At 70.6% G+C, this 24822-nt stretch carries 24 protein-coding genes, 1 tRNA gene and 1 other RNA gene; 9 read left to right on the plus strand and 17 right to left on the minus strand.

Annotated features, from left to right (window positions below):
* Positions 1-39: 39 nt before the first annotated feature.
* Both ACFTQE_RS10645 and ACFTQE_RS10650 read right to left on the minus strand, forming a co-directional pair.
* Positions 40-1101, minus strand: a complete 1062-nt coding sequence (locus ACFTQE_RS10645) for an aspartate-semialdehyde dehydrogenase (protein WP_375834706.1) — start codon at positions 1099-1101, stop codon at positions 40-42.
* Positions 1102-1274: 173 nt separating this feature from the next.
* Positions 1275-2549, minus strand: a complete 1275-nt coding sequence (locus ACFTQE_RS10650) for an aspartate kinase (RefSeq protein ID WP_376925036.1) — start codon at positions 2547-2549, stop codon at positions 1275-1277.
* Between the two features lie 126 nt (positions 2550-2675).
* On the opposite strand from ACFTQE_RS10650, the gene ACFTQE_RS10655 reads away from it, so the two are divergent.
* Complete coding sequence (locus ACFTQE_RS10655; RefSeq protein WP_376925037.1) at positions 2676-3170, plus strand: hypothetical protein; 495 nt, start codon at positions 2676-2678, stop codon at positions 3168-3170.
* Positions 3171-3186: 16 nt separating this feature from the next.
* On the opposite strand, the gene ACFTQE_RS10660 is transcribed toward ACFTQE_RS10655, so the two are convergent.
* The 4 genes from ACFTQE_RS10660 to ACFTQE_RS10675 form a co-directional block, all read right to left on the minus strand.
* Positions 3187-4308: a ScyD/ScyE family protein gene (locus tag ACFTQE_RS10660; protein ID WP_376925038.1), complete on the minus strand. Its 1122-nt coding sequence runs from the start codon at positions 4306-4308 to the stop codon at positions 3187-3189.
* 174 nt (positions 4309-4482) lie between these two features.
* Positions 4483-4842, minus strand: coding sequence for a nuclear transport factor 2 family protein (locus ACFTQE_RS10665; protein ID WP_376925039.1), 360 nt, complete (start codon positions 4840-4842; stop codon positions 4483-4485).
* Between the two features lie 46 nt (positions 4843-4888).
* Positions 4889-5485, minus strand: coding sequence for a recombination mediator RecR (gene recR, locus ACFTQE_RS10670; protein WP_074258434.1), 597 nt, complete (start codon positions 5483-5485; stop codon positions 4889-4891).
* A gap of 2 nt (positions 5486-5487) precedes the next feature.
* Complete coding sequence (locus tag ACFTQE_RS10675; protein WP_376925040.1) at positions 5488-7923, minus strand: DNA polymerase III subunit gamma and tau; 2436 nt, start codon at positions 7921-7923, stop codon at positions 5488-5490.
* 89 nt (positions 7924-8012) lie between these two features.
* On the opposite strand from ACFTQE_RS10675, the gene ACFTQE_RS10680 reads away from it, so the two are divergent.
* Positions 8013-8372: a TraR/DksA family transcriptional regulator gene (locus tag ACFTQE_RS10680; RefSeq protein WP_376925041.1), complete on the plus strand. Its 360-nt coding sequence runs from the start codon at positions 8013-8015 to the stop codon at positions 8370-8372.
* 33 nt (positions 8373-8405) lie between these two features.
* Here the strand turns inward: ACFTQE_RS10680 and ACFTQE_RS10685 are convergent, their stop codons facing one another.
* From ACFTQE_RS10685 to ACFTQE_RS10715, 7 genes are all read right to left on the minus strand, one after another.
* Entirely contained in the window at positions 8406-9536 is a 1131-nt protein-coding gene (locus tag ACFTQE_RS10685) for a fatty acid desaturase family protein (protein WP_376925042.1), read from the minus strand.
* Between the two features lie 119 nt (positions 9537-9655).
* Positions 9656-10972, minus strand: a complete 1317-nt coding sequence (locus ACFTQE_RS10690; protein WP_376925043.1) for an MFS transporter — start codon at positions 10970-10972, stop codon at positions 9656-9658.
* Positions 10969-11547 carry an ArsR/SmtB family transcription factor gene (locus tag ACFTQE_RS10695; protein WP_376925044.1) on the minus strand — a complete coding sequence of 193 codons (579 nt, stop codon included), beginning with the start codon at positions 11545-11547 and terminating at the stop codon, positions 10969-10971. The genes ACFTQE_RS10690 and ACFTQE_RS10695 overlap by 4 nt, the downstream gene beginning before the upstream one ends.
* A gap of 94 nt (positions 11548-11641) precedes the next feature.
* Positions 11642-12853: an acetate/propionate family kinase gene (locus tag ACFTQE_RS10700; protein ID WP_376925045.1), complete on the minus strand. Its 1212-nt coding sequence runs from the start codon at positions 12851-12853 to the stop codon at positions 11642-11644.
* A complete protein-coding gene (pta, locus tag ACFTQE_RS10705; protein WP_376925046.1) occupies positions 12850-15015 on the minus strand; it encodes a phosphate acetyltransferase in 2166 nt (721 codons plus the stop codon). The genes ACFTQE_RS10700 and pta overlap by 4 nt, the downstream gene beginning before the upstream one ends.
* Positions 14984-15748 carry a hypothetical protein gene (locus ACFTQE_RS10710; RefSeq protein ID WP_376925047.1) on the minus strand — a complete coding sequence of 255 codons (765 nt, stop codon included), beginning with the start codon at positions 15746-15748 and terminating at the stop codon, positions 14984-14986. The genes pta and ACFTQE_RS10710 overlap by 32 nt, the downstream gene beginning before the upstream one ends.
* Positions 15749-15874: 126 nt before the next feature.
* Positions 15875-17215: a DUF1254 domain-containing protein gene (locus tag ACFTQE_RS10715; RefSeq protein ID WP_376925048.1), complete on the minus strand. Its 1341-nt coding sequence runs from the start codon at positions 17213-17215 to the stop codon at positions 15875-15877.
* Positions 17216-17368: 153 nt separating this feature from the next.
* Between ACFTQE_RS10715 and ACFTQE_RS10720 the strand changes: the two genes are divergently transcribed.
* From ACFTQE_RS10720 to ACFTQE_RS10730, 3 genes are read left to right on the plus strand one after another with little or no spacing between them, the layout of a single operon-like run.
* Entirely contained in the window at positions 17369-18784 is a 1416-nt protein-coding gene (locus ACFTQE_RS10720) for a flavin-containing monooxygenase (protein ID WP_376925049.1), read from the plus strand.
* Positions 18781-19764, plus strand: coding sequence for a bile acid:sodium symporter family protein (locus tag ACFTQE_RS10725; protein ID WP_376925050.1), 984 nt, complete (start codon positions 18781-18783; stop codon positions 19762-19764). The genes ACFTQE_RS10720 and ACFTQE_RS10725 overlap by 4 nt, the downstream gene beginning before the upstream one ends.
* Entirely contained in the window at positions 19761-20723 is a 963-nt protein-coding gene (locus ACFTQE_RS10730; RefSeq protein WP_376925051.1) for an NAD-dependent epimerase/dehydratase family protein, read from the plus strand. The genes ACFTQE_RS10725 and ACFTQE_RS10730 overlap by 4 nt, the downstream gene beginning before the upstream one ends.
* Before the next feature lies 1 nt (position 20724).
* Here ACFTQE_RS10730 and ACFTQE_RS10735 read toward each other — a convergent pair whose 3' ends face one another.
* Positions 20725-21306 carry a uridine kinase gene (locus ACFTQE_RS10735; protein ID WP_376925052.1) on the minus strand — a complete coding sequence of 194 codons (582 nt, stop codon included), beginning with the start codon at positions 21304-21306 and terminating at the stop codon, positions 20725-20727.
* 119 nt (positions 21307-21425) lie between these two features.
* Here ACFTQE_RS10735 and ffs point away from each other — a divergent pair.
* Positions 21426-21522, plus strand: an RNA gene (gene ffs / locus ACFTQE_RS10740) — signal recognition particle sRNA small type.
* Positions 21521-21605 (plus strand) — tRNA-Ser (locus tag ACFTQE_RS10745). Before ffs ends, ACFTQE_RS10745 begins: the two co-directional genes overlap by 2 nt.
* A 78-nt stretch (positions 21606-21683) precedes the next feature.
* On the opposite strand, the gene ACFTQE_RS10750 is transcribed toward ACFTQE_RS10745, so the two are convergent.
* Together ACFTQE_RS10750 and ACFTQE_RS10755 are read right to left on the minus strand one after the other, a co-directional pair.
* The gene (locus tag ACFTQE_RS10750) at positions 21684-22001 is read right to left on the minus strand and encodes a hypothetical protein (RefSeq protein WP_376925053.1); all 318 of its coding nucleotides are present in this window, start codon (positions 21999-22001) and stop codon (positions 21684-21686) included.
* 20 nt (positions 22002-22021) lie between these two features.
* Entirely contained in the window at positions 22022-22195 is a 174-nt protein-coding gene (locus tag ACFTQE_RS10755; protein WP_376925054.1) for a tyrosine-type recombinase/integrase, read from the minus strand.
* Between the two features lie 151 nt (positions 22196-22346).
* On the opposite strand from ACFTQE_RS10755, the gene ACFTQE_RS10760 reads away from it, so the two are divergent.
* The gene (locus ACFTQE_RS10760; protein WP_376925055.1) at positions 22347-23084 is read left to right on the plus strand and encodes a DUF5677 domain-containing protein; all 738 of its coding nucleotides are present in this window, start codon (positions 22347-22349) and stop codon (positions 23082-23084) included.
* A 428-nt stretch (positions 23085-23512) separates the two neighbouring features.
* Positions 23513-24121: a hypothetical protein gene (locus tag ACFTQE_RS10765; RefSeq protein ID WP_376925056.1), complete on the plus strand. Its 609-nt coding sequence runs from the start codon at positions 23513-23515 to the stop codon at positions 24119-24121.
* Here ACFTQE_RS10765 and ACFTQE_RS10770 read toward each other — a convergent pair.
* Entirely contained in the window at positions 24111-24776 is a 666-nt protein-coding gene (locus ACFTQE_RS10770; protein WP_376925057.1) for a GNAT family N-acetyltransferase, read from the minus strand. The two genes, ACFTQE_RS10765 and ACFTQE_RS10770, sit on opposite strands and share 11 nt — an antisense overlap.
* Positions 24777-24822: the final 46 nt, after the last annotated feature.

The following is a 24822-nucleotide window of genomic DNA, read 5'->3' on the forward strand; positions in this document are numbered from 1 at the left end:
TGGCCGATCGGCCACGGGGCATCCGTCGTTCAGGGGGCGCTAGACCGCCGCGGGCAGCTTGGCCGCCACGAGCTCCGCGATCTGCACCGCGTTCAGCGCCGCGCCCTTGCGCAGGTTGTCGTTCGAGACGAAGAGCACGAGGCCCTTGCCCTCGGGCGCCGACTGATCCTGACGGATGCGGCCGACGTAACTCGGGTCGGTGCCGGCCGCCTGCAGCGGGGTCGGCACGTCGGAGAGCTCGACGCCCGGGGCCGCTGCGAGCAGCTCGGTCGCGCGCTCGGGCGTGATCTCGTTCGCGAACTCGACGTGCAGCGAGAGCGAGTGGCCGGTGAAGACGGGCACGCGCACGCACGTGCCCGCGACGCGGAGGCCGGGCAGCTCGAGGATCTTGCGGCTCTCGTTGCGGAGCTTCTTCTCTTCGTCGGTCTCGAGGTCGCCGTCGTCGACGATCGAGCCGGCGAGCGGGATCACGTCGAACGCGATCGTGCGGGGGAACTTCTCGGCCACGGGGAACTCGACCGCGGAACCGTCTTGCACGAGGGCGATCGCGTCTTGCGCGACGGCGGCACGGGTCTGCTCGAGCAGCTCTTCACCGCCCGCGAGGCCGGCGCCCGAGACGGCCTGGTACGTGCTCACGATGAGTCGTTCGAGGCCGGCCTCGTCGTGCAGCACCTTCAGCACGGGCATCGCGGCCATCGTCGTGCAGTTGGGGTTCGCGATGATGCCCTTCACGGCCTGGTCGATCGCGTGCGGGTTCACCTCGCTGACGACGAGCGGGACCTCGGGGTCCATGCGCCAACCGCTCGAGTTGTCGATCACGGTGACGCCGGCGGCGGCGAAGCGCGGCGCCTGGGCCTTCGAGAGGGTGGCACCTGCGGAGAAGATCGCGAGGTCGAGACCGCTCGGGTCGGCCGTCGAGGCGTCTTCGACGACGATCTCCTCGCCCTTCCACGGCAGCGTCGTTCCGGCGGAACGGGCCGAGGCGAAGTAGCGGATGGAGGCGACCGGGAAGTCGCGCTCCTCGAGCAGGCGCCGCACGACCGCGCCGACCTGACCGGTGGCGCCGACGACGCCGATGTTCACTCCGTTGGTGTTGCCCACGTGCACTCCTCCATCACCCGGCAGCCGCTCGGCCACCGGGAAGCGTTCTTCCATTGTCCCAGCCCGGGCGGCGCCGCCCGGCGGTTCGCGGAACCTTGGCAGGATTGCCGCGGGATCCGCGAGGATTTCGATGGTCGAGCGGATGCGGCATCCGCTCGCCGTTCTTCAGGCGATCAGCGCCCGGTGCCGCCGTGCACGACCGCGTCGTCGTCGCCGTCGAGCTCGAACGCGGAGTGCACGGCGCGAGCGGCGGCGTGCACGCTGTCGGCGCGCGTGACGACCGAGATGCGGATCTCGCTCGTCGAGATCATCTCGATGTTGATGCCCGCCGTGTAGAGCGCCTCGAAGAGGCGGGCGGAGACGCCCGCGGCCGAGCGCATGGCGGCGCCGACGAGCGAGAGCTTGCCGATCTGGTCGTCGTACTGCAGCGAGAGGAAGCCGATGGCCTCCTGCGAGCCGGCGAGGGCCGTGAGCGCGCGCTCGCCCTCGGACTTCGGCAGCGTGAACGAGATGTCGGTGCGGCCGGTCGAGGCGGCGGAGACGTTCTGCACGATCATGTCGACGTTCGCGTTCGTGCCCGCGACGATCTTGAAGATCTTCGCGGCGACGCCGGGCTTGTCGGGAACGCCGACGACCGTGATCTTCGCCTCGGTCAGATCGACCGCGACACCTGCGATGACGGACTCTTCCACAGCTTCTCCTTCGGGAAGGCGCGCGGGGTCGTAGACGACGGTCCCCTCGCTGTTGTTGAACGACGAGCGCACGTGCAGGGTCACGCCGTGGCGGCGCGCGTATTCCACTGCGCGGATGTGCAGGACCTTGGCTCCGGATGCCGCGAGCTCGAGCATCTCCTCGCTCGTGATCTTGTCGAGCTTGCGGGCCTTCTTCACGATGCGGGGGTCGGAGGTGAAGACCCCGTCGACATCGGTGTAGATCTCGCAGACGTCGGCGTCGAGGGCCGCCGCGAGGGCGACGGCGGTCGTGTCGCTGCCGCCGCGGCCGAGCGTCGTGATGTCGCGGGTGTCGCGGTTGAAGCCCTGGAAGCCGGCGACGATGACGATCGCGCCATCGTCGAGCGCTTCGCGCAGCCGCACCGGGGTGACATCGACGATGCGGGCGGCGCCGTGGGTGGCGTCGGTGATCATGCCGGCCTGGCTGCCCGTGAACGAGCGCGCCTCGTGGCCCATGCCCTTGATCGCCATCGCGAGCAGCGCCATCGAGATGCGCTCGCCCGCCGAGAGCAGCATGTCGAGCTCGCGCGGCGCCGGGAGCGGCGTGACCTCGTTCGCGAGGTCGAGCAGCTCGTCGGTCGAATCGCCCATCGCGGAGACCGCCACGACGACGTCGTTGCCGGCCTTGCGGGTCTCGACGATGCGCTTGGCGACCCGCTTGATGCTCTCCGCGTCGGCGACGGACGACCCGCCGAACTTCTGCACGATCAAGCTCACGTGGTCTCCCAGGGGTGGTTTGCTGGCTGCCGCTCGGGTGGCCGGCGCCGGAAGCACCATCATACGGCGGGCCCGCATACCCGCCCGGCTATGTGACGTTCGCCGAGGCGGCGGTAGCGTGTTCCCATGTCGGAGCCGCTTGCGAGCTGGTCGGAGTTCAACGTCGCGATGGTGGGCGCGACCGCGGCCCTCGCGGGCCTGCTCATCGTGGCGATGTCGGTGAACATCGCCGAGATCATGAAATCGGTCACGCTGCCGCCGCGCGCCGCCTCCTCGATCGCGGCGCTCGTGCTGGCGATCACGGCGAGCGCGTTCGGGTTGATCCCCGGTCAGCCCGTCGCGGCCTACGGCATCGAGGTGCTCGTCGCGACACTGCTGGCCGGCCTCTTCCAGGTGCACGCGATCCGGGTGGTCATGCGCGAGGATTTCGTCTCGCCGCTCGATCGGGTGCTGAAGAGCATCGCGGGAGTGCTGCCGGTCGCCGCGTTCCTCACCGGTGCCGTGCTCGTCATCGTCGGCGCAGCCGAGGCCGGACTCATCGCCATGGCGGTCGGCTCGGTGCTCAGCATCGTCGCCGCCCTGCTCATGGCATGGGTCGTGCTCGTCGAGGTGCTGCGATAGGGGCGGCGAGTGCCGCTCAGCGGAGGTCGACCCGGATCACGGAGCCGTCTCCCGCGGAGACCGAGTCGATCGTGAGGAACGCGGAGTTGCCGCGGATCGCCACGCCGTACGGTGCCGACAGGTTCGCGGCCACCGCCTCGTGCACCGAGCCGCCCGCCGTGATCTTGCGCAGCGAGCCGACGTGCCCGTCGAAGAAGTTCGCGTCGTCGAGTTGCACGGCGTAGAGCGTGTTGCCCCTCCAGGCGAGGCTCGTGACCATCGTGAGGCCGGTGGCGTATGCCGACACCTGCCCGTCAGCGGTCACGCGCCAGATCGTCGATCCGCCGGTCGGGAAGGGGAATCCCGTCAGCTGCGACACGTAGTACGCGCCATCGGGGCCCACCACGACATCGGTCGGAACCGCCTGCGGCGCGATCAGGCCTGGGCCGAAGGGGTTCGGCACGGGTGGTCCATCGGGGAACACCGCCACGGTGCTCTCACCGCGCGTGCCGACGGTGAGCAGGTCGTTGGCGCCCGCGTCGGTGACCGCCCAGTTCTTGGAGTTCAGGGCCGTGAATCCGACCGCGTTGCTGTCGGGCGGGACGTTGCCGTCGGGGTTGTTCGCGACCTCGTAGGCGTTGAGGTCGGCCGCGAGGGCGAGGTCGGCTCCGGTGATCGGCGCCGACTGCAGCCGCCCCGTGCGCAGTGTGCCGAGGGCGGCGTACTGGGCCGGCAGGGCGTCGCGCGCTATCGCGGCGCCGCTCAGGCCGCCGATCAACACGGTGATCGTGTTGCCGCGCACGTCGACGTCGGAGGTGCCGATGACCTCGCCGTTGAAGTTCATCGCGGGCAGCCCGGTCACGACCCGTCGCTGGTCGGAGCCGCTGACCTCGGTCACCGATCCGGTCAGGCCGCACACCTGGAACTCCGCCGGAGCCCCGGGAATGGGGCCGCAGGAATCGGCCGTGCCGGCTTCGGCGACGTAGAGGCGCTGGCCCGGGCCGACCGAGATCTGCCGTGGATTGTTGAGCCCGGTCGCCACCGGCACCGGGTCGGAGCCGGGCGGAGCCGCGTTGGCCGGTGGCACGGCCACGACGAAGAGGCTGAGGCCGACGATCGCGGTGACCGCGGCAGGAATCGAACGAAGTCTGCGAGACATGGGAAACTCCCCGGAGGAGGATTCGGCGCGACGGATGCCGCACAGGGCACAGCCTTCCGAACGACGGATGCCGCCACAAGACCTAATGTGAGTTTTCCTCACCCCCTGTTCGGGGGCATGTCCCGCACCGCCGGTCGAGGTCCGCTCACCGATTGAGGCGGGTTCGGCGCTCGCTCAGCCCTTGTGCGACCGCGCCATGTACCACTCGGTGTATTCGGTGGCCCGGCCGTCGTCCGCGAGGCGGACGATCCAGAGGTTCAGGTAGTCGCGCTCGGCCGGATACACGGTGCGCCCCTGGATCACGACGAAGTCGTGGTCCTCGTGCACGAGGCGCCAGTCGAACGCCCAGGAGCCGGGATCGTCGAGGTCTTCGAGCCAGCCCGCGACGATCGCGTCGCGGCCCACTCTCGGCTCCGAATCGGGACTCGTGAAGTACCGGGCGTCATCGGTGAAGAGCGCTCCGATCTCGGCCGGATCGTTCGACTCCCATGCCGCGACGTACCCAGCGACCCACTCCGCACCCCTGCTCGCCATTGCTCCGTTCTATCGGCGGGCGAGCGGACCGTCAAGGGCGCGTGCGTCAGCCGACGACGCGGCGCCCCTCGAACGCCCGCCCGAGGGTGACCTCGTCGGCGTACTCGAGGTCGCCGCCGACGGGCAGACCCGAGGCGAGACGCGTGACACGGATCTCGAGGGTCGAGAGCAGACGGCTGAGGTAGGTCGCGGTCGCCTCGCCCTCGAGGTTCGGGTCGGTGGCGATGATGACCTCGGTCACCGTCGCATCGGCGAGTCGCTGCATCAGCTGGCGGATGCGCAGCTCATCGGGGCCGATGCCGTCGATCGGGCTGATCGCTCCACCGAGCACGTGGTAGAGCCCGCGGAACTCGCGGGTGCGCTCGATGGCGACGACGTCCTTCGCCTCCTCGACCACGCAGATGAGCGCAGGGTCGCGTCGCGGGTCGCGGCAGATGCCGCACGTCGCCTCTTCGGAGACGTTGCCGCAGATCTCGCAGAACCGCACCTTGTCGCGGATCTGCATGAGGATCTCGGCCAGTCGACTGACGTCGAAGTGCTCGGTCTGCACGATGTGGAACGCGATGCGCTGGGCGGACTTCGGCCCGATGCCCGGCAGGCGACCGAGTTCGTCGATCAGTTCTTGGACGATGCCTTCGTACATGATCAGCCACGCTCCCCGAAGCCGGGCCGCGACGGAGCTTCGACCTCTTCGAGGAAGGTCGCCCCGAGCACCTCGCGCACGACGGCCTCGCCGTAGCGCTGGATGCCGCCGTCGTTGGTGGTCGCCTGCGGGCGGGTGGCGCGCTTGGGAGCGCGGTCGGCGGCGGGCGCGGGAGCAGCCGGGGCAGCGGATGCCGCAACCGGCGCGGCGGCCGCGACGGGTGCGGCCGCGTCGTAGATCGACTCGGGCTCCGGCCCGGGATCGAACGGCGGTTCCTCGTCTTCGGGCGGCGCATCGGCGTCGTCGGGCAGATCGCCGACGTCGACGCGAGCGGGTGCCGACGCGACGGATGCCTCCGCGACGGGCGCCATCGCCGCCGGTACGGGCCGCTCGGCGAGCGCCGTCGCGGTACGGCCGCCCGACTGCGCGGACTCGGCCCCGTCGCTCTCGCCCGGGTCGCGAGGGATGGCCACGGTCGCCCACGAGTCGACGGGACCGGATGGAGCCGGCGAGCTCGGGGCCGGCGCGCTCGACTGCGAGCCGGAACCGGGTGCCGAGCGTGTCGCCGACGCGGACGCCGTCGGGCGTGCGTCAGCGGCAGAGGTCTCGGCCGCTGCCGGCTTCGCCGAGCCCGACGCCGAGTCGCTCGCGGGGCCCGCCGGCCGCGTCGACGGCGGCACCGGTGCAGGCGGGGTCGCGAGCGCCGGCGGGGTGGCGACCGGAGCACCGCCGGCCGGCGCGCCACCGGCGCCGTCGACCCGGGCGACGAACTTCACCCGCACGCCGAGCACGTCGACGATGGCGCCGCGGAGCAGTTCGCTGACGCTCTGCCCGGGCGCACCGCCGCGGAAGCCCGCGACGTCGTGCTCGCTCGGGAATGCGAGGACGAGCACGTCGCCGTCGCGGAAGTCGCGCACCTGCGCGGTGAACGCCACCATCCAGGCGCTGCGCTTCGTGCGCTGGAGCGAGGAGAGCACTTCGGGCCAGGCATCGCGGATCTGCTGGAGCGTGACCGGTCCGACGGGTCTGGCGGGCGCAACGGGCTCGGGCGCCACGGGCTCGGCCTGCACGGGCGCGGCCGTCTCGGACGTCGCCGGCGCGGGCGCCGCCGCAGGCACGGCGTCGGCAGGCGCGGCCGGCGCCGACGACGGTGCGGCGACCGGTGCCGGCGTCACCGCACGCTCGGCCGGAACCCGTGCCGCCGTGGCCGTCGGCTGGGGGCGGGCAGCAGGTCGCGCGTCAGGCGCTTCGGGGGCCGCCCCGACGGCATCGGCCACGCCGACCCGACGTTCGAGCCGCTCGACGCGCACGAGGGCGCCGCGCTCGGTGTCGTCGGCCGCCGGCACGAGCACGCGCGCGAGCATGAGTTCGAGGTGCAGGCGCGGCGAGGTGGCGCCGGTCATCTCGGTGAGGGTCTGGTTGACGAGGTCGGCGACTCGCGAGAGTTCGGCCTGGCCGAACGCCGCGGCCTGGGTCGCCATGCGGGCGAGTTCGTCTTCGGGTACTCCGCGGAGCACCGCAGCGGCCGTCTCGGGCGAGGAGGCGGCGACGACGATGAGGTCGCGCAGCCGCTCGAGCAGGTCTTCGACGAAGCGCCGGGGGTCCTGGCCGGTCTGCACGACGCGGTCGGCCGCGGCGAAGGCCCCGGCCGCGTCGCCCGCGCCGATCGCGTCGACGACCTCGTCGAGCAGCGCGCCGTGGGTGTAGCCGAGCAGCGCCACCGCGCGCTCGTAGTCGATCGTCGGCCCGTCGGACCCCGCGATGAGCTGGTCGAGGAGCGAGAGCGTGTCTCGAGGCGAACCGCCGCCGGCGCGCACGACGAGGGGCAGCACGCCCGGCGCGACGTCGACGCCCTCTTCGGTGCAGAGCTGCTGCACGTACTCGAGCATCGGCCCTGGCGGCACGAGGCGGAACGGGTAGTGGTGCGTGCGCGAGCGGATGGTGCCGAGCACCTTGTCGGGCTCGGTCGTCGCGAAGATGAACTTGATGTGCTCGGGCGGCTCTTCGACGAGCTTCAGCAGCGCGTTGAAGCCCTGCGGCGTGACCATGTGGGCCTCGTCGAGGATGAAGATCTTGAAGCGGTCGCGCGCCGGGGCGAACACGGCGCGCTCGCGCAGGTCGCGCGCGTCGTCGACGCCGTTGTGGCTCGCGGCGTCGATCTCGACGACGTCGAGCGACCCGCCACCGCCACGAGCGAGCTCGACGCAGCTGGGACAGACGCCGCACGGGACATCCGTCGGGCCCTCTGCGCAGTTGAGGCAGCGAGCGAGGATTCGCGCCGACGTGGTCTTGCCGCAGCCGCGGGGACCGCTGAACAGGTAGGCGTGATTGACACGATCGGTGCGGAGCGCCGTCATGAGCGGCTCCGTCACCTGGGACTGGCCGATCATCTCGGCGAACGTCTCTGGCCGGTAGCGGCGATACAGGGCGGTGACCACGCATCAATCGTAGTTGCCGCGTCCGACACCATGTCCGGTCGTCGGGGGCGTACCATGCGGGAATCGGAAAGGGGCGCGATTTGTCGACGATGACACAGGCACAGCTCGATCGGTTCCGGGCGATACTCCTGCAGGAGCGGGCCGATGCGGAGGGCAGGTTCGCCGAGTTCGGCGACGTCATGACCGAGGTGCGGGCCGCGAGGTCGGGCGCATCGGCCGACGACGAGCACGACCCCGAGGGCCCGACGATGACGCAGGAGTGGTCGCAGCGCACGGCCGTGCTCGCCGACGCGCGCGCCGAGCTCGCGGACATCGACCATGCCCTCGCGCGCATCGACGACGGCAGCTACGGCTTCTGCAGGAACTGCGGCAAGCGCATCACCGTGCCGCGCCTCGAGGCGCGGCCCACGGCCGAGCTCTGCATCGACTGCGCGCGACTCGCACGCTGACGTCTCAGGCTCGGCGCGCGCGCCGGTGCCTCGTCAGTCGCGCCGGCGGTACGAGTTGATCATCGGGCAGTCGAACGGGTCGCGTGCGGCGAGTCCGACCCGGTTGAGGTACGCGATGACGATCGCATACGACTCGACGAGCCCCGTCTCGGTGTAGCGCACGTCGTTCTCGCGGCAGTACTCGCGCACGATCTCCTGGGTGCGAGCGAGCGCCGGCCGCGCCATGCTCGGGAAGAGGTGGTGCTCGATCTGGTAGTTCAGGCCGCCCATGAACGAGTCCATGAACCGTCCGCCGCGGATGTTGCGGCTCGTGAGCACCTGGCGCTCGAGGAAGTCGACGCGGACGCCGCGCGGGATGAGCGGCATGCCCTTGTGGTTCGGGGCGAACGAGGCGCCCATGTAGACGCCGAACACGCCGAGCTGCACGAGCAGGAAGACGGTGGCGAGCAGCGGCGGGAACGCCCAGAAGACGAGCGCGAAGATGCCGACGAGGCGAACCGCGATGAGCGTGATCTCGAGGCCGCGCCGCTTGACCGCGCCCTTGCCGAGCACGTGGCGGATGCCGTGCACGTGGAGGTTGATGCCCTCGAGCAGCAGCAGCGGGAAGAACAGGTAGCCCTGCTTGCGCGTGATCATGCGCACGAGCCCGCGGCTCTCTGCAGCGTCCTCTTCGAGGAAGGAGATCGTGTCCTTCACGATGTCGGGGTCGCGGCCGATCACGTTCGGGTTGCCGTGGTGGCGCGTGTGCTTGTTCATCCACCAGCTGTAGCTGATGCCGACGACGAAGTTCGCGAGGATGAGGCCCGCCCAGTCGTTCGCCGGTCCCGAGCGGAAGACCTGCCGGTGCGAGGCCTCGTGCGCCATGAAGGCGAACTGGGTGAAGATCACGCCGAGTGCGGCGGCCACGACGAGCTGCCACCACGAGTCGCCGATCATGACGGATGCCGCGACCGCGGCGCCGAGCACGACGGCCCAGAAGACGGCCTTGCGCACGTAGAAGCCCACGAATCGGTCGAGCAGGCCCTCGGCCTTGATCTGACGGGAGAGCTGCGCGAAGCCGCTCTGCGCCGGATCCACGCCCTCGCGTCGGCGACCCGCCGTGAGGATCACGGGCGACATGGTGCCGAGGGCTCCGTCGGGGCGTTCTACGACCTGCAGGCTCATGCGCGCTCATCTCGTCATCCGAAGGTGCGAATGGAACTCAGACGAACGTTTCGGGGGTGTGCTTCACCGGTCGGTGTCGACCGTGCAGCGAGCGTACGAACACGATTCTCGCGATCGCATCACACGGGTGAGCCATTCGCACCCCGTACCCCCGTAGGGGTGCGAGCTGCGGCGAGCCCCGAGAACGAGCGCAGGTAGAGGGGGCTCGATCCGAGCACGAGGTAGACGATCGCGCATGCGAGCAGCGTCGGCGCGAGTCCGAACTGCTCGACCGACAGGCCGCCGAGGAAGGCGCCGAGCGGCATCGAGGCCGCGACGCCCGCGGTCATCGCCCCGAAGACGCGGGCGCGCACGCCGTCGGGCACGAGCCCGTACATCGCGGTCGCCATCATCGGGTTGAGCGCTCCGGCGGCGAGGCCCGAGAGCGCGAGGATCGGCAGCAGCACGGGAACCGGCGCGCCGAGCGCCATCGCGAGGTACGGCGGTGTGCCCGCCAGCACGAAGCACAGGGCGAAGACCACCCGGCCCGAGTAGCGGTGGCCGGCGGCGGCGAAGAGCGCCGACCCGGTGAGGGCGCCGGCCGCGAAGCATCCGACCATGAACCCGAGCACTGCTGGGTCGCCCAGCACCTGCGTGGCGTACACCGGTTTCAGCACGGTCATGCCCGCCGCGTCGATCGCGTTCGTGAGCGTCACGAGCAACACGATCGAGCGCAGCAGCGGCGAGCCGGCGATGAAGCGGATGCCGGCCACGAAACCGCCCTGCACGGGCGCATCGCCATCGGCGACGGATGCCGCGGCTCGCCGCGGCACGAAGCACACGACGAGGAGCGCCGACACCGCGAAGCCCGCTGCGTCCACGACGAGCGCCGGCATCGGGCCCGCGAGCGCGACGAGGGCGCCGGCGACGCCCGCGCCGATCATCGTGGCGGTGCGCTGCACGGTCGACTGCGCGCCGGCGGCACGGGCGAGCGGCACCCGGGCGAGCTCGGCGAGGTCGGGCATGAGCACGGTCTTCGCCGTGTCACCGGGAGCGTCGAGCAGGCCGCCGAGGAAGACGAGGGCGAGGAGCACGCCGAAGTGCAGCCCGACGGTCGCCGCGAGCACGGGGATCGCGAGCACGGTGACGCCGCTCGCGACGTCGGCGACGATCGAGGAGGTGCGGTAGCCGAATCGGTCGACGAGCACTCCCCCGAGTGCGCCGCCGATGACGAGCGGCACGGTCGCGAACACGCCGGCGACGCCGGCCGCGAGCGGGGAACCCGTCTCGGTGAGGGCGATGATCGGGATCGCGATGAGCGCGATCGCATTGCCGGAGAGCGAGAAGAGCTGCGCGGCGAAGAGGGCGACGAGCGGGGTGCGGCGGCGCGGGGCATCCGTCGTGGCCCGGTCGGCGGTCGTGTCGGCGGTCGCCTCGGCGTCGGTGTCGTTCGTCATCGCTCGGGCCTCGGGAAGGTGTGGGTCATCCAGCGCACGGCCCTCGTGCCGGGGCGCGGCTCGCGGCCGACGCCCCACCACTTCTCGCGCACCGCGTCGAGCTCGGCGTTCAGCTCGCGGAACTCGTCGATCGTGAGGCGGGCTGCGCCGTCGCTCGAGTCGGAGGCGGCGACCCACTCGGGCTCGAGGTCGGCCTCGGCGTCGATCGCCTCGAGCAGTTCACGGTGGTACGAGTCGAGCACGACGCGCCGCATGGCATCGGATGCCGCGTGGGCCTCGGGGTCCCCCAGGAACTCCTCGGTGCGCCAGCTCGTGATGAGGTGCGCGGCCCGCCACCACCGCTCGCGCTTGTCTCGGGCGAGCTCGGGCGCCTCGACCACGAAGCCGTGCTTGGCGAGGGTCGCGACGTGGTAGCTCGCCGAACCCGGCGCCTCGCCGGTGCGCTCGGCGAGTGCGCCGACCGTGCTCGGGCCCTCGACCCGCAGCAGGCCGAGGATGCGCAGTCGCATCGGGTGCGCGAGCGCTCGCATGGCGCCGGCGTCGTGCAGGTCGATGGTCTCGCGTGGGTCGTTCATGCCGCCAGCATAGTTCCACAAGAACTCTTGTGCAATGGTTCTTGTGAATAGTTGCACGCCGCCGCAGACGACCGCGGCGGACATCGCCTCCGGGTCAGGCGCCGACGAGCTCCAGGGTCTGACGGGCGATCTCGAGCTCTTCATTCGTCGGCACGACGAGCACCGCGGTCTTCGAGGCATCCGTCGAGATGCGCCTGGCCTCGGAACCGCGTTCGAGGTTGCGCCCGGCGTCGAGCTCGACGCCGAAGCCCTCGAGACCGGCGAGCGCGAGCTCCCGCACCACGGGCGAGTTCTCGCCGACCCCCGCTGTGAAGACGATCGCGTCGACGCGGCCGAGCTGCGCGGCGTACGCCCCGACGTAGGAGCGCACGCGGTGCGCGTAGACGTCGAGCGCGAGCGCCGACGCCTCGTCGCCCGACTCCTTCGCCCCGACGAGGTCGCGCATGTCGGCGTGGCCGCTGAGTCCGAGGATGCCGCTCTGCGAGTTCAGCAGCCGGTCGAGGCCGTCGGCGTCGAGCCCGGCCCGGCGCTCGAGGTGCAGCAGCACCGCGGGGTCGATGTCGCCCGAGCGGGTGCCCATGACGAGGCCCTCGAGGGGCGTCATGCCCATGCTCGTCTCGATCGAGCGCCCCTCGGCGACCGCGCAGGCCGACGCCCCGTTGCCGAGGTGCAGCACGATCATGCGCAGCTCCTCGACGGGGCGCTCGAGGAAGGCCGCCGCCGCCCGCGAGACGAAGCGGTGCGAGGTGCCGTGGAACCCGTAGCGGCGGATGCGGTGCTTCGCCGCGAGCTCGCGATCGATCGCGTACGTGTACGCGGCCGGCGGCATCGTCTGGTGGAACGCGGTGTCGAAGACGGCGACATGCGGCACGTCGGGGAACGCGCGCTGCGCCGCCTCGATGCCCTCGAGGTTCGCGGGGTTGTGCAGCGGCGCGAGCGCCGAGAGCTCGTCGATGTTGATCTTCACGAGCGGCGTGATGACGGTCGGCTCGAAGAACCGCGCACCGCCCTGCACGACCCGGTGCCCGACCGCGATCGGCGCGTGCGCCTCGAGCGACGGGCCGTGCGCCGCGAACGCCTCGAGCATCACCGCGAACGCGGCCTCGTGGTCGGCGACCTCGACGGCCGCGTCCCACGTGGAGCCGAGGCTGTCGTTCTCGGGCCCCTCGTGACGGTGCCTCGCGTGGCCGACACCGCGGCCGATGCGCTCGACGAGCCCGCTCGCGAGCGTCTCCGACTCCTCGACGTCGATGAGCTGGTACTTCAGCGACGAAGACCCCGAGTTCACGACGAGCACGACGCTCATGCCGGGTCTGCTGCCTGGATCGCCGTGATCGCCACGGTGTTCACGATGTCCTGCACCAGGGCGCCGCGCGAGAGGTCGTTGATCGGCTTCCGCAGGCCCTGCAGCACCGGCCCGATCGCGACCGCCCCCGAGGAGCGCTGCACCGCCTTGTACGTGTTGTTGCCGGTGTTGAGGTCGGGGAAGATGAAGACCGTCGCCCGCCCCGCGACATCCGACTCGGGCAGTTTCGTGCGTGCGACCGCGGCGTCGGCCGCGGCGTCGTACTGGATCGGCCCCTCGACCGCGAGCTGCGGTGCGCGCTCGCGCACGAGCGCGGTCGCCCGGCGCACTTTGTCGACGTCGGCGCCCGAACCGGACTCGCCAGTGGAGTACGAGAGCATCGCGATGCGCGGCTCGATGCCGAACTGCGCCGCCGTCGCCGCCGACGAGATGGCGATGTCGGCGAGCTGCTCGGCGGTCGGGTCGGGCACGATGGCGCAGTCGCCGTAGACGAGCACACGGTCGGCGAGCGCCATCAGGAACACGCTCGAGACGACGTCGACCCCGGGCTTCGTCTTGATGACCTCGAACGACGGCCGGATCGTGTGCGCCGTCGTGTGCGCCGCGCCCGAGACCATGCCGTCGGCGAGGCCGAGCTCGACCATCATGGTGCCGAAGTACGACACGTCCTGCACGGTCTCGCGGGCCTGCTCGAGCGTGACGCCCTTGTGCGCGCGCCGCCGCTGGTACTCCTCGGCGAAGCGGGCGACGTGCACGAAGTCGTGGTTCGAGAGCACCTCGGCCTTCGAGATGTCGAGGCCGAGCCCGATCGCACGCGAGCGCACCTCGATCTCCTCCCCGAGGATCGTGAGGTCGGCCACGTCGCGGGCGAGCAGGGTCGCCGCTGCGCGGAGCACCCGGTCGTCGTAGCCCTCGGGCAGCACGATGCGCTTGCGGGTCTGCCTGGCCCGCTCGAGCAGGTCGTACTCGAACATGAGCGGTGTCACGACCTCGGGGCGCGCGACCTCGAGCAGGTCGAGCAGCGCCTGCCCGTCGATGTGCTTCTCGAAGAGGGCGAGCGCGGTGTCGCGCTTGCGCTGCGACTCAGCGGCGAGCCGGCCCCTGGTGTGCGTGATGGCGAGCGCCGTGTCGTAGCTCGAGAGCTCGGTGCGGATGATCGGCAGCCCGGCCTTCAGACCGTCGACGAGCCGGTCGACCTGTTCGGCGATCGGGATGCCGCCGTTCAGCACGATGCCCGAGAGCGACGGGAAGGTCGCGCTCGAGTGCGCGGTGAGCACTCCGAGCAGCACCTCGCTGCGGTCGCCGGGCACGACGACCACTGCACCCTCGGTGAGGTGGGTGAGCACGTTCTCCATCGACATCGCCGCAACGATGACGCCGAGCGCCTCGCGGTTCAGCAACTCGGGATCGCCCGCGTGCAGGGTGCCGTCGACGGCCTCCATGATGGCGCGCATCGAGGGGGCGACGAGGTACGGGTCCTCGGGAATCGCCCAGGTGGCGACGGATGCCCCGGCGCCGCGCCCGGCGGCGACCGACGCGCTGTTCGGCCGCGCGGCCGACGCCATCGCCTCGACGATCTCGGAGAGCCGCTCGGGGTCGGCGCGGTTCGCGACGATGCCGAGCAGCGTCGCGTGCTCGCGCTCGAGCTCCTCGACGGCGAGCTCCGTGAGCTGGGCGAGTTCTTCGGGGCTGCGCGCGTCGGAGTAGCCGAGCCGCTCCGAGCGGCTGCGCCCCTGCCCCTGCCCGACCCGGCCGCCGAGCACGAGGAGCACGGGCGCGCCGAGGTTCGCGGCGATGCGCGCGTTGTAGGCGAGTTCGGTGGGGCTGCCGACATCCGTGAAGTCGGAGCCGATGATGACGACCGCGTCGCAGCGGTCTTCAACGGCCTTGAAGCGGCTCACGATGGTCGCGAGCGCCCCTTCGGGGTCGGCGTGCACGTCGTCGTAGCCCACGCCGACCGCGTCGTCGTAGGGGATCTGCACGACGCCCTCGTGGGCGAGCAGCAGCTCGAGCACGTAGTCGCGTTCGTCGGTCGATCGTGCGATCGGCCGGAACACGCCGACCCGGGTCGCGCGATGGGTCAGGGTGTCGAGTGCGCCGAGCGCCACGGTGGACTTCCCCGTGTTGCCTTCAGCCGAGCAGATGTAGATGCGGTGCGCCACCCGTCCAGCCTATTGGGCGGGAGGCGGCCGGGGTCTGGGAATCCGCCATCGATCGTCGGAGCAGCGATGCGGTCGTGATGCGGTGCTGGGTCGTCAGCGACACGACGGTCAGCCAGAGGAGCGCCGACGTCGTCGCGATGAGCTCGAGCCATCCTCCGAGCCCGGTGGCGACGCCGACGAGCGAGAGGATGCCGCCGGCCGACGCCGCCGCGATCACGAGCACGAGGCACGGCACGGCGAGCGCCGCGTAGACCCGGCCGAACCGGAGCGTCTGGATGATCGCGACTCCGGCGAGCGCGAAGCCGAGCACCGCGGCCGTCGTGTGCACGAGATCCTGCGGAGCCGCGCCCGGCGTCAGCGGGATCGGGCAGCCGGTGCTGCACGGCACGGCCGCCCCGACCCCGAACATGGCGCTCGCGGCGAGCAGGCTCGTGCTCACCGCCACCGCGCCGAACAGCCCGCGGCCGCTGCGAAGGCCCCAGAGCCCGATCGCCGACGCCGCACCGCCGAGCGCGACCATCGCGAGGGACACGTTGAAGGCGACCGAGGTGATCTCGCTCGCAGCGCCCAGGCCGCTGACGTACGTGTCGCCCGGGAAGATGATGCGCGACGCCCACATCATGCCGAGGGCGAGCAGCACCAGGCCGCCACCTCCCAGGCGGAGCGCAGCGGCGGCCGGGTGACGGAGCCATGACGAGGCGGACGGGGAGGCGAGCGGAGTGGAACGGGGCACTGTCTCCACGTTAGGAACGCGCACCGCCCGGCGCATCGGCTGCAGGTGCCGACGGCGTGGTACCACGGTCGGAAGGTCGGCACCGGGGCATCCCCCATGCGGATGACCCGGTCGTGCTCCGCGGAGCTACGCCGAGCGCTCGATCGCCGGCAGCACGTAGCTGCCGTCGAGCACCGATTCGTCGGGCATGTACATGCGCAGGATCGGGCGGAAGGCCGCGGCCGGTGCGGGCAGCCAGTTCGCGACCTCGGCCGGGTCGGCGGGCCGTGCCGCGCTCATCGTGATCGTGATCCCCCCGTCGGCGTCGCGCACGACGCCGGGAGTGCGGTCGCCGATCGAGTACCGGTCGATCTCGTTGTCGACGAGGTAGAAGTTCGGCACGTCGTACATCGTGAGCGACCAGAACGCCCCCACCGGCGGTGTCGGCGACAGCCGCAGCGTGTAGCTCCCCGATCCGTCGAGCGGCTCGCCCGCCGCGTCGACGTACGTCATGACATAGGCCGCCTCGTAGGCGTGGTTGCCCCAGAGGCCGCCGAGCGCAGCAGCGGCGCGTTGCACGATGCGCAGCTTCGGGTCGGCGATCTTCCACGCGGGGTCGTCGACGGTGCCGGCTTCGAAGTAGTCGAGGTTGTAGTCGAAGACGTGGTACGTCAGCATCCACCCGTTCACGACCGGCGCGGCGCCCGAGTGCAGGACCTGCTCGAGCGTCGCCTTCCCCGCGGCGAAGCCCGCCTCGAGTACCGCTCTGGTCGCCTCGTCGAGCGAGCCGACGGACTCGGCGCCGGTGAGCCCGAGCGGGGCGAACGACGCCTGCAGCGCGGCATCCCGCTCGGCCGGCGCGAAGGTCTGCGAGTACACGCGGAGCTTCTCGAAGAAGTCGAGCGCCTCCGGCATCCCGGCCTCGGTCTCGGGCAGCCCGATGGGCGGTACGAGCGAGCGGCGCAGGGGCGTGAGCGTGGTGGCGTCCTGCAGCGCATGGACCGCCGGCAGGTCGTCGACCCCGGCGCAGGCCCAACGGCCGACGATCGAGGCGATGCGGGTCGGGAAGCGGATCGCCGTCGCATCGCCGAGATCCCCGCCCTCCCCCTCCCAGTCGGGCGGCAGCAGCAGGAAATCGCGGGCGGCGGTGCCCGTCGCGCGCTTGCCGACGTACGCGAAGTTGTTCGTCCACGCGTCGACGAACTGCAGCACGTAGTAGCGGTCGCCGGCGTCGGGCACGCTCAGCAGCACGGGGCCCACGCTGAGGTCGATCGAGGCCATCGAGTAGACGGTGTCGTTGTTGATCGACACGAAGGTGTCCTCGGCCGTCGTGAGGGTGCGCGCATGGCTGAACGTGTTGAACGACGCCGCGGGGTTGGCCCCCACACCGGTCGTCACGTACCGGTTCACCTGCTCGAGGTCGAACACGATCGGGAAGCCGTACACGTACGCCTCCGCCGCCAGTCTCACGAGCCCTGCATCCGCCAAGATTCCCCCTCGATGGTCGTCATCGAAGCCTATGGCCTCCGGCCGTCCGGGCCGCGTCCAGAACCCGAGCAGTATTCGCTTATGCTGTTCGGGCACATCGACGTGCCGCGCCGACTCCCCCATCGAACGCGTCTTCCCCACCCAGGAGCCCCAGTGCACCACATCGCCCTCATCGGAGCGGGCCCGTCCGGCCTGGCCGGCGCGCGAGCGCTCAGCCGCGCCGGCATCCCGTTCGACGGATTCGAGGCCGGCCCCGACGTCGGCGGCCTCTGGAACATCGACAACCCGCGCTCGACCATGTACGAGTCCGCGCACCTCATCTCGAGCCGCACGACGACGGAGTTCGCCGAGTTCCCCATGGCCGGGGCCGCCGACTATCCGAGCCACCGCGAGCTGCTCGAGTACTTCCGCGCCTACGCCGACGCCTACGGGTTGCGCGAGCGCTTCCGCTTCCAGACCCGGGTGACGGATGTCTCGCCACTGCCCGCCCCCGATCGCGGCGCCGCGCCCGGAGCGCCGCGGTGGCGAGTCACCGCCGTCACCGCCGACGGCGAGACGGTCACGGGCGACTACTCGGGCGTGATCCTCGCCAACGGCACGCTCGCCGAGCCCAACGTGCCGGGATTCGCCGGCGAGTTCACGGGCGAGATCATGCACACGAGCGCGTACAAGTCGGCGAAGACGTTCGACGGCCGGCGCGTGCTCATCATCGGCGCCGGCAACTCCGGGTGCGACATCGCGGTCGATGCGGTGCACCACGCGGCATCCGTCGACCTCAGCGTGCGCCGCGGCTACTACTTCGTGCCCCGCTATCTCTTCGGCCGCCCGTCGGACACCCTGAACCAGGGGCGCCCGCTGCCGGCGCGCATCAAGCAGTTCATCGACACGCGCGTGCTGAAGGCGTTCACGGGCGACCCGGTGAGGTTCGGCTTCCCGAAGCCCGACTACAGGATCTACGAGTCGCACCCGATCGTGAACACGATGGTGCTGAACCACCTCGGCCAGGGCGACCTGCGCGTCGTTCCCGACATCGATCGCTTCGACGGCGGCACGGTGCACTTCGCCGACGGATCGTCGGGCGACTACGACCTGGTCGTGCTCGCGACGGGCTACCGGCTCGACTACCCGTTCGTCGAGCGTGCGCACCTGAACTGGGAGGGCGCCTCGCCGTCGCTCTTCATGAACGTCTTCCCGCCGTCGTTCAACGGCCTCTTCGTGCTCGGCATGATCGAGGCGTCGGGCATCGGCTGGCAGGGCCGGTACGAGCAGGCGGAGCTCATCGCCGCCTACCTCGCCGCGGCCGACGACGCTCCCGAGGCCGCGGCCCGGTTCCGGCGGCGAGCGGATGCCCCGTGGCCCGACCTCACCGGCGGCTACGACTACCTCGGCTTCGACCGCATGTCGTACTACGTCAACAAGGACGCGTACCGGCGCACCGTCAAGCGCCTGCTCGGCACGCTGCCGCCGACCACGGAGCGCGGCCCGCTCCTCCCATCCGGCCCCGTCGCAGCGAACGCGACGACGACGGCCACCGACCCGACCATCCAGACCGAGAGCGGCACCGCATGAACATCGACGACGTCGTCCTGAACTTCGCCCCCGGCTCGCTCGTCGCACTGAACGTGGTGCTCGGCCTGATCATGTTCGGCATCGCGCTCGACACCGCGCCATCCGACTTCAAGGCCGTGGCCAAGGCGCCGAAGGCGATGATCATCGCGCTCGCGGCGCAGATCGTCCTGCTGCCGGCGGTGACCTTCGGGCTGACGCTGCTCCTGAACGTGCAGGCGTCGATCGCGCTCGGCATGATCCTCGTGGCGTGCTGCCCGCCCGGCAACATCTCGCAGGTGCTCACCTACCGCTCGGGCGGCAACGTGGCCCTCTCGGTCTCGATGACGGCGGTGTCGAACGTCGTCTACATCTTCCTGCTGCCGATCAGCCTCGCGTTCTGGGGCGGCCTGCACCCGACCGCGGGCGAGCTCGTGCGCGCCGTCAGCCTCAACGGCTGGCAGATGCTCCTCGAGATCTTCCTCATCATCGGCGTGCCGTTCTTCGCCGGCCTCCTGATCCGCGCCCGGTGGCCCCGCTTCGCGGCGAAGGTGCAGCCGTATGCGCGCTGGGTGAGCCTCCTCGGGCTCGTGGGCTTCATCGCGGCGGCGCTCATCGGCAACTGGGCGATCTTCATGGCGTTCATCGGGGTCGTGCTGCTCGCGGTGTTCCTCCACGACGCCGTGGCGCTCGGGCTCGGCTACGCGAGCGCGCGCATCGGCGGACTCGGGGTGCGCGACCGCAAGGCGATCACCTTCGAGGTCGGCATCCGCAACGCGGGCCTGGGGCTCGGCCTCGTCTTCGCGTTCTTCGGCGGGCTCGGCGGCATGGCCGTCGTCGCCGGCTGGTGGGGCATCTGGGACATCATCGCCGGCCTCACGGTCGCGACCCTGTGGGCGCGGCACTCGAAGCGGGCGGATGCCGCGGCGGCGGCCGCGACGGCCGCGCCCGACGCCGCGCGCCCGCAGGGTGCCGCGACGAGCGAAGCCGAGCCCACCGCATGAGGCGCGTGCTGGTCACCGGCGGCGCCGGGTTCCTCGGATCGAGCGCCGTCGACGCCCTCGCCGGGCACCCCGACGTCGATCTCGTCGTCGCCGGCGACGTGCGCACGCCCGCGAAGCCGCCGGCCGGCGTGGTCGCCCTGCACTGCGACGTGACGGATGCCGCGAACGTCGCCGCGGTCGTGCGCGACCACCGCATCGACACGATCGTGCACCTCGCCGCGATCGTGAACCCGGGCGGGCTGAGCGAGGACGTCGAGTACCGCGTCGACGTCGAGGGCACCCGCAACGTGCTCGACGCCGCCGTCGCGTTCGGCGTTCGACGCATCGTGGTGTCGTCGTCGGGCGCGGCCTACGGCTACCACGCCGACAATCCCGAGTGGCTCGTCGAGACCGACGGCATCCGCGGCAACGAGGAGTTCAGCTACTCGCGCCACAAGCGCCTCGTCGAGGAGATGCTCGCGGCGTACCGCGTCGCCCACCCGGCGCTCGGGCAGGTGGTGCTCCGCATCGGCACGATCCTCGGCCCATCTGTGGCGAACCAGATCACGGCGCTCTGGGACGGCCCGCGCATCCTCGCGATCCGCGGCTCCGACAGTCCGTTCGTCTTCGTCTGGGTCGACGACGTCGTCGGTGCCATCGTTCGCGGTGCCACTGGCGAGGTCACGGGCGCCTTCAACGTCGCCGGCGACGGCCGCATGACGGTCTCCGAGATCGCCGCGGCCCTCGGCAAGCGCACGATCACGGTGCCGGCGTCGGCGCTCGCCGTCGCGCTCCGCGTCGGCCGCGCGACCCGGCTCACTGTGCACGGTCCCGAGCGCGTCGGGTTCCTGCGATACCGCCCGGTGCTCGACAACTCGCGCCTGAAGGCCGAGCTCGGCTTCACGCCGGCCAAGACCAGCCGCGAGGCCTTCGAGGCGTTCCTCGCCGCCCGGGCGGCCCGCCGAGCGGTCGCGCCCTGACTCAGCTCGTGTCGACGACGAGATGCGCCTGATCACGGGGCCTGAAGCGTTCGGCGAAGTCGCGGTCGTTCGGCGTCCAGACCTCGTCCCAGAGCCGCTCGTGGCTTCGGCCGAGCGCCTCGTCGCGAGCCTTGCCCCTCGCTGCGGCGGTCGAGAGGTCGAGATCCACCCAGATCCGCACGTCGAGCAGGTCCACGGTCTCGGGATGGAAGAGCCCGATGAGGTCGACCACGAGCACGTCGGCGGTCGGCAGCGGCCGGGGCTCCCCCAGACGCCGCCGGGTCCAGTCGTACGGGCGGAACACCCCGCCGCGCCCGTCGCGGAAGGGACTCAGCACCTCGTCGGCGAGCCGAACCCGCTCGACGCCGTTCCAGTCGCTCGAACGTCGGTGCGAGCGCACCGGGTCGAGGAAGTCATCGCCGCGGAGACGGACGATGTCGCTCGCGTGCTCGACGAGGGAACGCGCGAGGGTCGACTTGCCGGCACCGCAGTAGCCCGAGACGCCGACGACGATCGGGCGCCCCGCCCCCGCGCGAGCATCCCCGATGAACCGGAGCACGGCGTCGGTGTCGGGGTCGACCATCGACTCACCGTACCGCCGGTGCGGGCCGCCGGCGCCGGTGAATGGCGTGCACGGCGGCGGATGCTCGGCCCGCCGAACCGGCCGCGGTCAAGACGCCCCTCGCGCTCGGGTAGACTGTCTCCGGCTCCTCACGTGGCGCCATCCAGGCCAACTCCCCCAGGGCGGAAACGCAGCAAGGGCAACCGGGCTCTGGCGGGTGCGTGAGGAGTCCCCGGGAGGATTCGCCTAGTGGCCTATGGCGCACGCTTGGAAAGCGTGTTGGGTGAAAGCCCTCGGGGGTTCGAATCCCCCATCCTCCGCGGATAGAAAATAGCCCCTCATCTGGACTTTCCAAGTTCAGGTGAGGGGCTTTTCTGGTGCGCGTGCCAAATGTTGTGCTACGCGCCTGTTGCCCCCTCTTGGTGCCGCTTGAACGTGAACGGGACAGTTACGAATCCGTGGCTCTGCACCATGCCCAACGCCTTGTCGATCACATCCAGTTCCAGACTGAGTTCGGGGCCGTTGTAGTACTCCATCGAAAGGCTCACGCCAGGGCCGATCGCCAAAGACAGCAGACTGCCGTCATGTGCGCCGCCCGCGGTCAAATGGAGCTGGAAGCTCTCGCCTCGCAGACGGGCAATGAGGACGTCGAGATGAAAGAGATTCTGATCGTCGAGGTCAATCACGATTTTCGGGCCATAGAGGAGTTTTCCCATGCCGGCGAGCCTATCTACGGCTACGCGCCTTCGATATGTGCCGCGAGCCGGTCGATTGCGTTCCGCTGCATTGTCGGAGTGACGTGCGAGTAGATGTTCATCGTCGTCGTGATCGTCGAGTGCCCGAGGCGTTCTTGCACGACTTTCGGATGCTCGCCGAGCTCGAGGAGCAGGGTAGCGTGCGTGTGCCGCAACCCCTTGAGACCCCACCAGCCGAGGCAACCAGTGCAGGCCCTTAGCCCTGTCGGTGACGCTCGCTACAGTGGCGGGATGAGCAGCCACCCCAGCTTCCGCCGAGCATTGTCCTGGGAATGGTGAGCGCACACCGTGGCTGATCTACCATCTGTGGAACTCCTCTCGACCTTCGTGCTGCGGTATATCCAAGCCATCAGCAAGCGTGATCGGATCGATGTCCCGCCCGAGAATCAGACCGACTTCATCGCACTGTTCGGGCTCCTGCAGCGCACGCGCAGGCTGGCGCAGGCCTACCTGAGGCTTCGCAAGGCCGGGTACAGCTCCGAAGGCAAGGTGCTCCTCCGGGCTGCCCTCGAGCACTCCGTGACTGCCCAGTGGGCCTACCTGACGCCTGGCGGCATCGCCCGGCTGAACATCAGCCAAGTCCGCGCGCAGCGCGACTACCTGCAGGTCATCGCGAGCACGTCCTCCAAGACCGAGCTTCAAGAGTGGGCAGACTCGATCGAAACGCCGGAGGGCAAGGGGTTGCCGAAGTTCACCGGTACCGACGGCATCATGAACGAACTCGACTCGGTCATGTTCCTCAAGTCGTCGTACAAGGTGCTCTCGCAGGTCGGGCACGTCACTCACGAGGCGGCCCTCGACTTCATCGTCGAGGTCGAGGGCGAGCTGCAGTTGCGAGACAGCCCCGAAGCCTCGATGGAGCACGAGCTGCTGTACGCGCTCGCCGGCTTCTGCATGCTCAGCGCTTGGATCATGGCTCGACTGCAAGGCGACGATGACGAGATTCGACGGTTGCAGGAGATCTCGACCGGGCTGCAGGTGCCCTGGCGGCTCGACGTACACCTCGAGCCCGCTCGTCGACGATTCCCCGACGAGGATGTGTAGAGCTGTTGCCTACTCGTGAGGAGTGCATCGCCGCTGCGGCAGCGATCTTCTTCCGCGCGAAGCTCCGCATCGTGCGTGAGCAGATGGCGGCCGAGCATGCCGACGAGTCGTGTGCTAACGCGTGTGCTACCGGCGGCGTAGGGGTGCGTATCTCGGGGTCAGAACCAGATGCGGAAGCACGCGACTCCCCTTGATTTCTGGCCCATCCAAGCCTCATCGAGTAGCTGAGCGCACATGGGCTATCGGCAGTTCGAATCCCCCATCCTCCGCGGTAGATCCATGAAGAACGGCCCCGATGCGTCGGGGCCGTTCTTCATTTCCCGGCCGGTGTCCAGCACGTTCCCGGCCCCCGCGACGCGCCCGGCCGGATCCGTGTCCTCATTAATGCGGAATGGCGCGATTCCTGCGCGCCACCCATGATGAGAGGGATGTCAGCGGCGGCGATGGAACTGAGGAGTGGGGACGCAGGGGGCTCCTCCATCGAGGCGGCGGCAGTAGGGGGCGAGGGCCTCAGGGTATTCACCCTGAGGCCACGCCGCTCCCTCGGACGGAGCGTCGGGCTGCCGCTCCTCGCGCTCGCGCTGCCGGTGCTGGCGGCCGAGATCTGGCTGATGGACTCGCGCGAGGCGTGGCCCGTCATGGGAGCGACGACCGCGGTCGTCCTCGGTGCGATCTTCGTCGCGTGGATCGGCTACCGCCGCGCCAACGCATCGATCAGCCGGTACGGCATCGTCGAGCGCGGCTTCTTCGGCGGCGTCTCGACCGTTGCGGCACGCGATGTCGCGGGCGTGCTGCGGGTGCAGCTCTACCGCACGAACAGCCTCGACACGACGCAAGAGCTCTTCGTCGTCGAACGCACCGGCAGGGGCGCGTTCCGCATGCGCGGCCGATTCTGGGACGAGCCGACGATGGATCAGGTCGCCGAGGTGCTCGGCGTCGAGGAGACGATCGGGTCCGAGCCGATGACGCTCGCGGAGCTGCGGGAGTCGAACCCGCGCCTGCTCTACTGGTTCGAGCGGCGCTCGCTCAGTCGCTGACCGCGGTGCCGGCGGTTCCCGGGTCGGTCGACGGGGCGGTGTCGCCCGTCGCGATGCCGAGCAGCGGCGAACCCGGGCGACTCGAGGGCAGTTCGTGGAAGCCGAGCCGGTCGTAGAAGGCCCTGGCACCCGTGTTCGCGGCATCCATGCCGAGGTGCACCGCCGGGACGCCTCGCGCTGCGAGCGCCGCCCGGAGCGTGTCGATGAGGCGGCGACCGAACCCGCGCCCCTGCAACTCGGGCAGCAGGTCGATGTGCAGGTGCGCCGGGTACTCGGCGAGCTCGTCGATGAGCATGCGCTCTGGCGTGGTGCCGGCCTCGACGAGCTGCGCCTCGGTGAATCGCGGCGCGTGCCCCGTCGGGGCGCCGGGTTCGGGATGCCGCGCGGCGAACCCGGGCGCCCACTCCCGCTTCCACCACTCGACGAAGGCCGCGGTGTCGGCCACGCCGATCACGTAGCCGAGCACCCGTTCGCCGTCGGCGACGACGAAGGCGAGGTCGGGGGCGTAGTCGACGTAGGGCAGCGCGAACACCTCGGGCATCAGCGAGTCGTCGGAGTACACCCCCGTGGCGTCGCCGCCGCCGGCTGCCGTGAGCAGGCAGATCCGGGCGACCTGATCGCGGTCGGCGGCACGGTACTGGCGGATCTCTGGCACGGGTCCATCCTCCCGCATGGCGGCGATCGTGCTCGTCGCCCGGCGG

The organism is Agromyces sp. NPDC056965, assembly GCF_042673425.1.
Taxonomy (GTDB): Bacteria; Actinomycetota; Actinomycetes; order Actinomycetales; family Microbacteriaceae; genus Agromyces.

Bases quoted from the DNA above. Each gene is read 5' to 3' on its own strand.
- ACFTQE_RS10655 (WP_376925037.1), top strand. From the start codon at position 2,676: ATGTCGGAGCCGCTTGCGAGCTGGTCGGAGTTCAACGTCGCGATGGTG.
- ACFTQE_RS10660 (WP_376925038.1), bottom strand. From the start codon at position 4,308: ATGTCTCGCAGACTTCGTTCGATTCCTGCCGCGGTCACCGCGATCGTC.
- ACFTQE_RS10665 (WP_376925039.1), bottom strand. From the start codon at position 4,842: ATGGCGAGCAGGGGTGCGGAGTGGGTCGCTGGGTACGTCGCGGCATGG.
- recR (WP_074258434.1), bottom strand. From the start codon at position 5,485: ATGTACGAAGGCATCGTCCAAGAACTGATCGACGAACTCGGTCGCCTG.
- ACFTQE_RS10680 (WP_376925041.1), top strand. From the start codon at position 8,013: ATGACACAGGCACAGCTCGATCGGTTCCGGGCGATACTCCTGCAGGAG.
- ACFTQE_RS10685 (WP_376925042.1), bottom strand. From the start codon at position 9,536: ATGAGCCTGCAGGTCGTAGAACGCCCCGACGGAGCCCTCGGCACCATG.
- ACFTQE_RS10690 (WP_376925043.1), bottom strand. From the start codon at position 10,972: ATGACGAACGACACCGACGCCGAGGCGACCGCCGACACGACCGCCGAC.
- ACFTQE_RS10695 (WP_376925044.1), bottom strand. From the start codon at position 11,547: ATGAACGACCCACGCGAGACCATCGACCTGCACGACGCCGGCGCCATG.
- ACFTQE_RS10700 (WP_376925045.1), bottom strand. From the start codon at position 12,853: ATGAGCGTCGTGCTCGTCGTGAACTCGGGGTCTTCGTCGCTGAAGTAC.
- ACFTQE_RS10725 (WP_376925050.1), top strand. From the start codon at position 18,781: ATGAACATCGACGACGTCGTCCTGAACTTCGCCCCCGGCTCGCTCGTC.
- ACFTQE_RS10730 (WP_376925051.1), top strand. From the start codon at position 19,761: ATGAGGCGCGTGCTGGTCACCGGCGGCGCCGGGTTCCTCGGATCGAGC.
- ACFTQE_RS10735 (WP_376925052.1), bottom strand. From the start codon at position 21,306: ATGGTCGACCCCGACACCGACGCCGTGCTCCGGTTCATCGGGGATGCT.
- ACFTQE_RS10750 (WP_376925053.1), bottom strand. From the start codon at position 22,001: ATGGGAAAACTCCTCTATGGCCCGAAAATCGTGATTGACCTCGACGAT.
- ACFTQE_RS10765 (WP_376925056.1), top strand. From the start codon at position 23,513: ATGTCAGCGGCGGCGATGGAACTGAGGAGTGGGGACGCAGGGGGCTCC.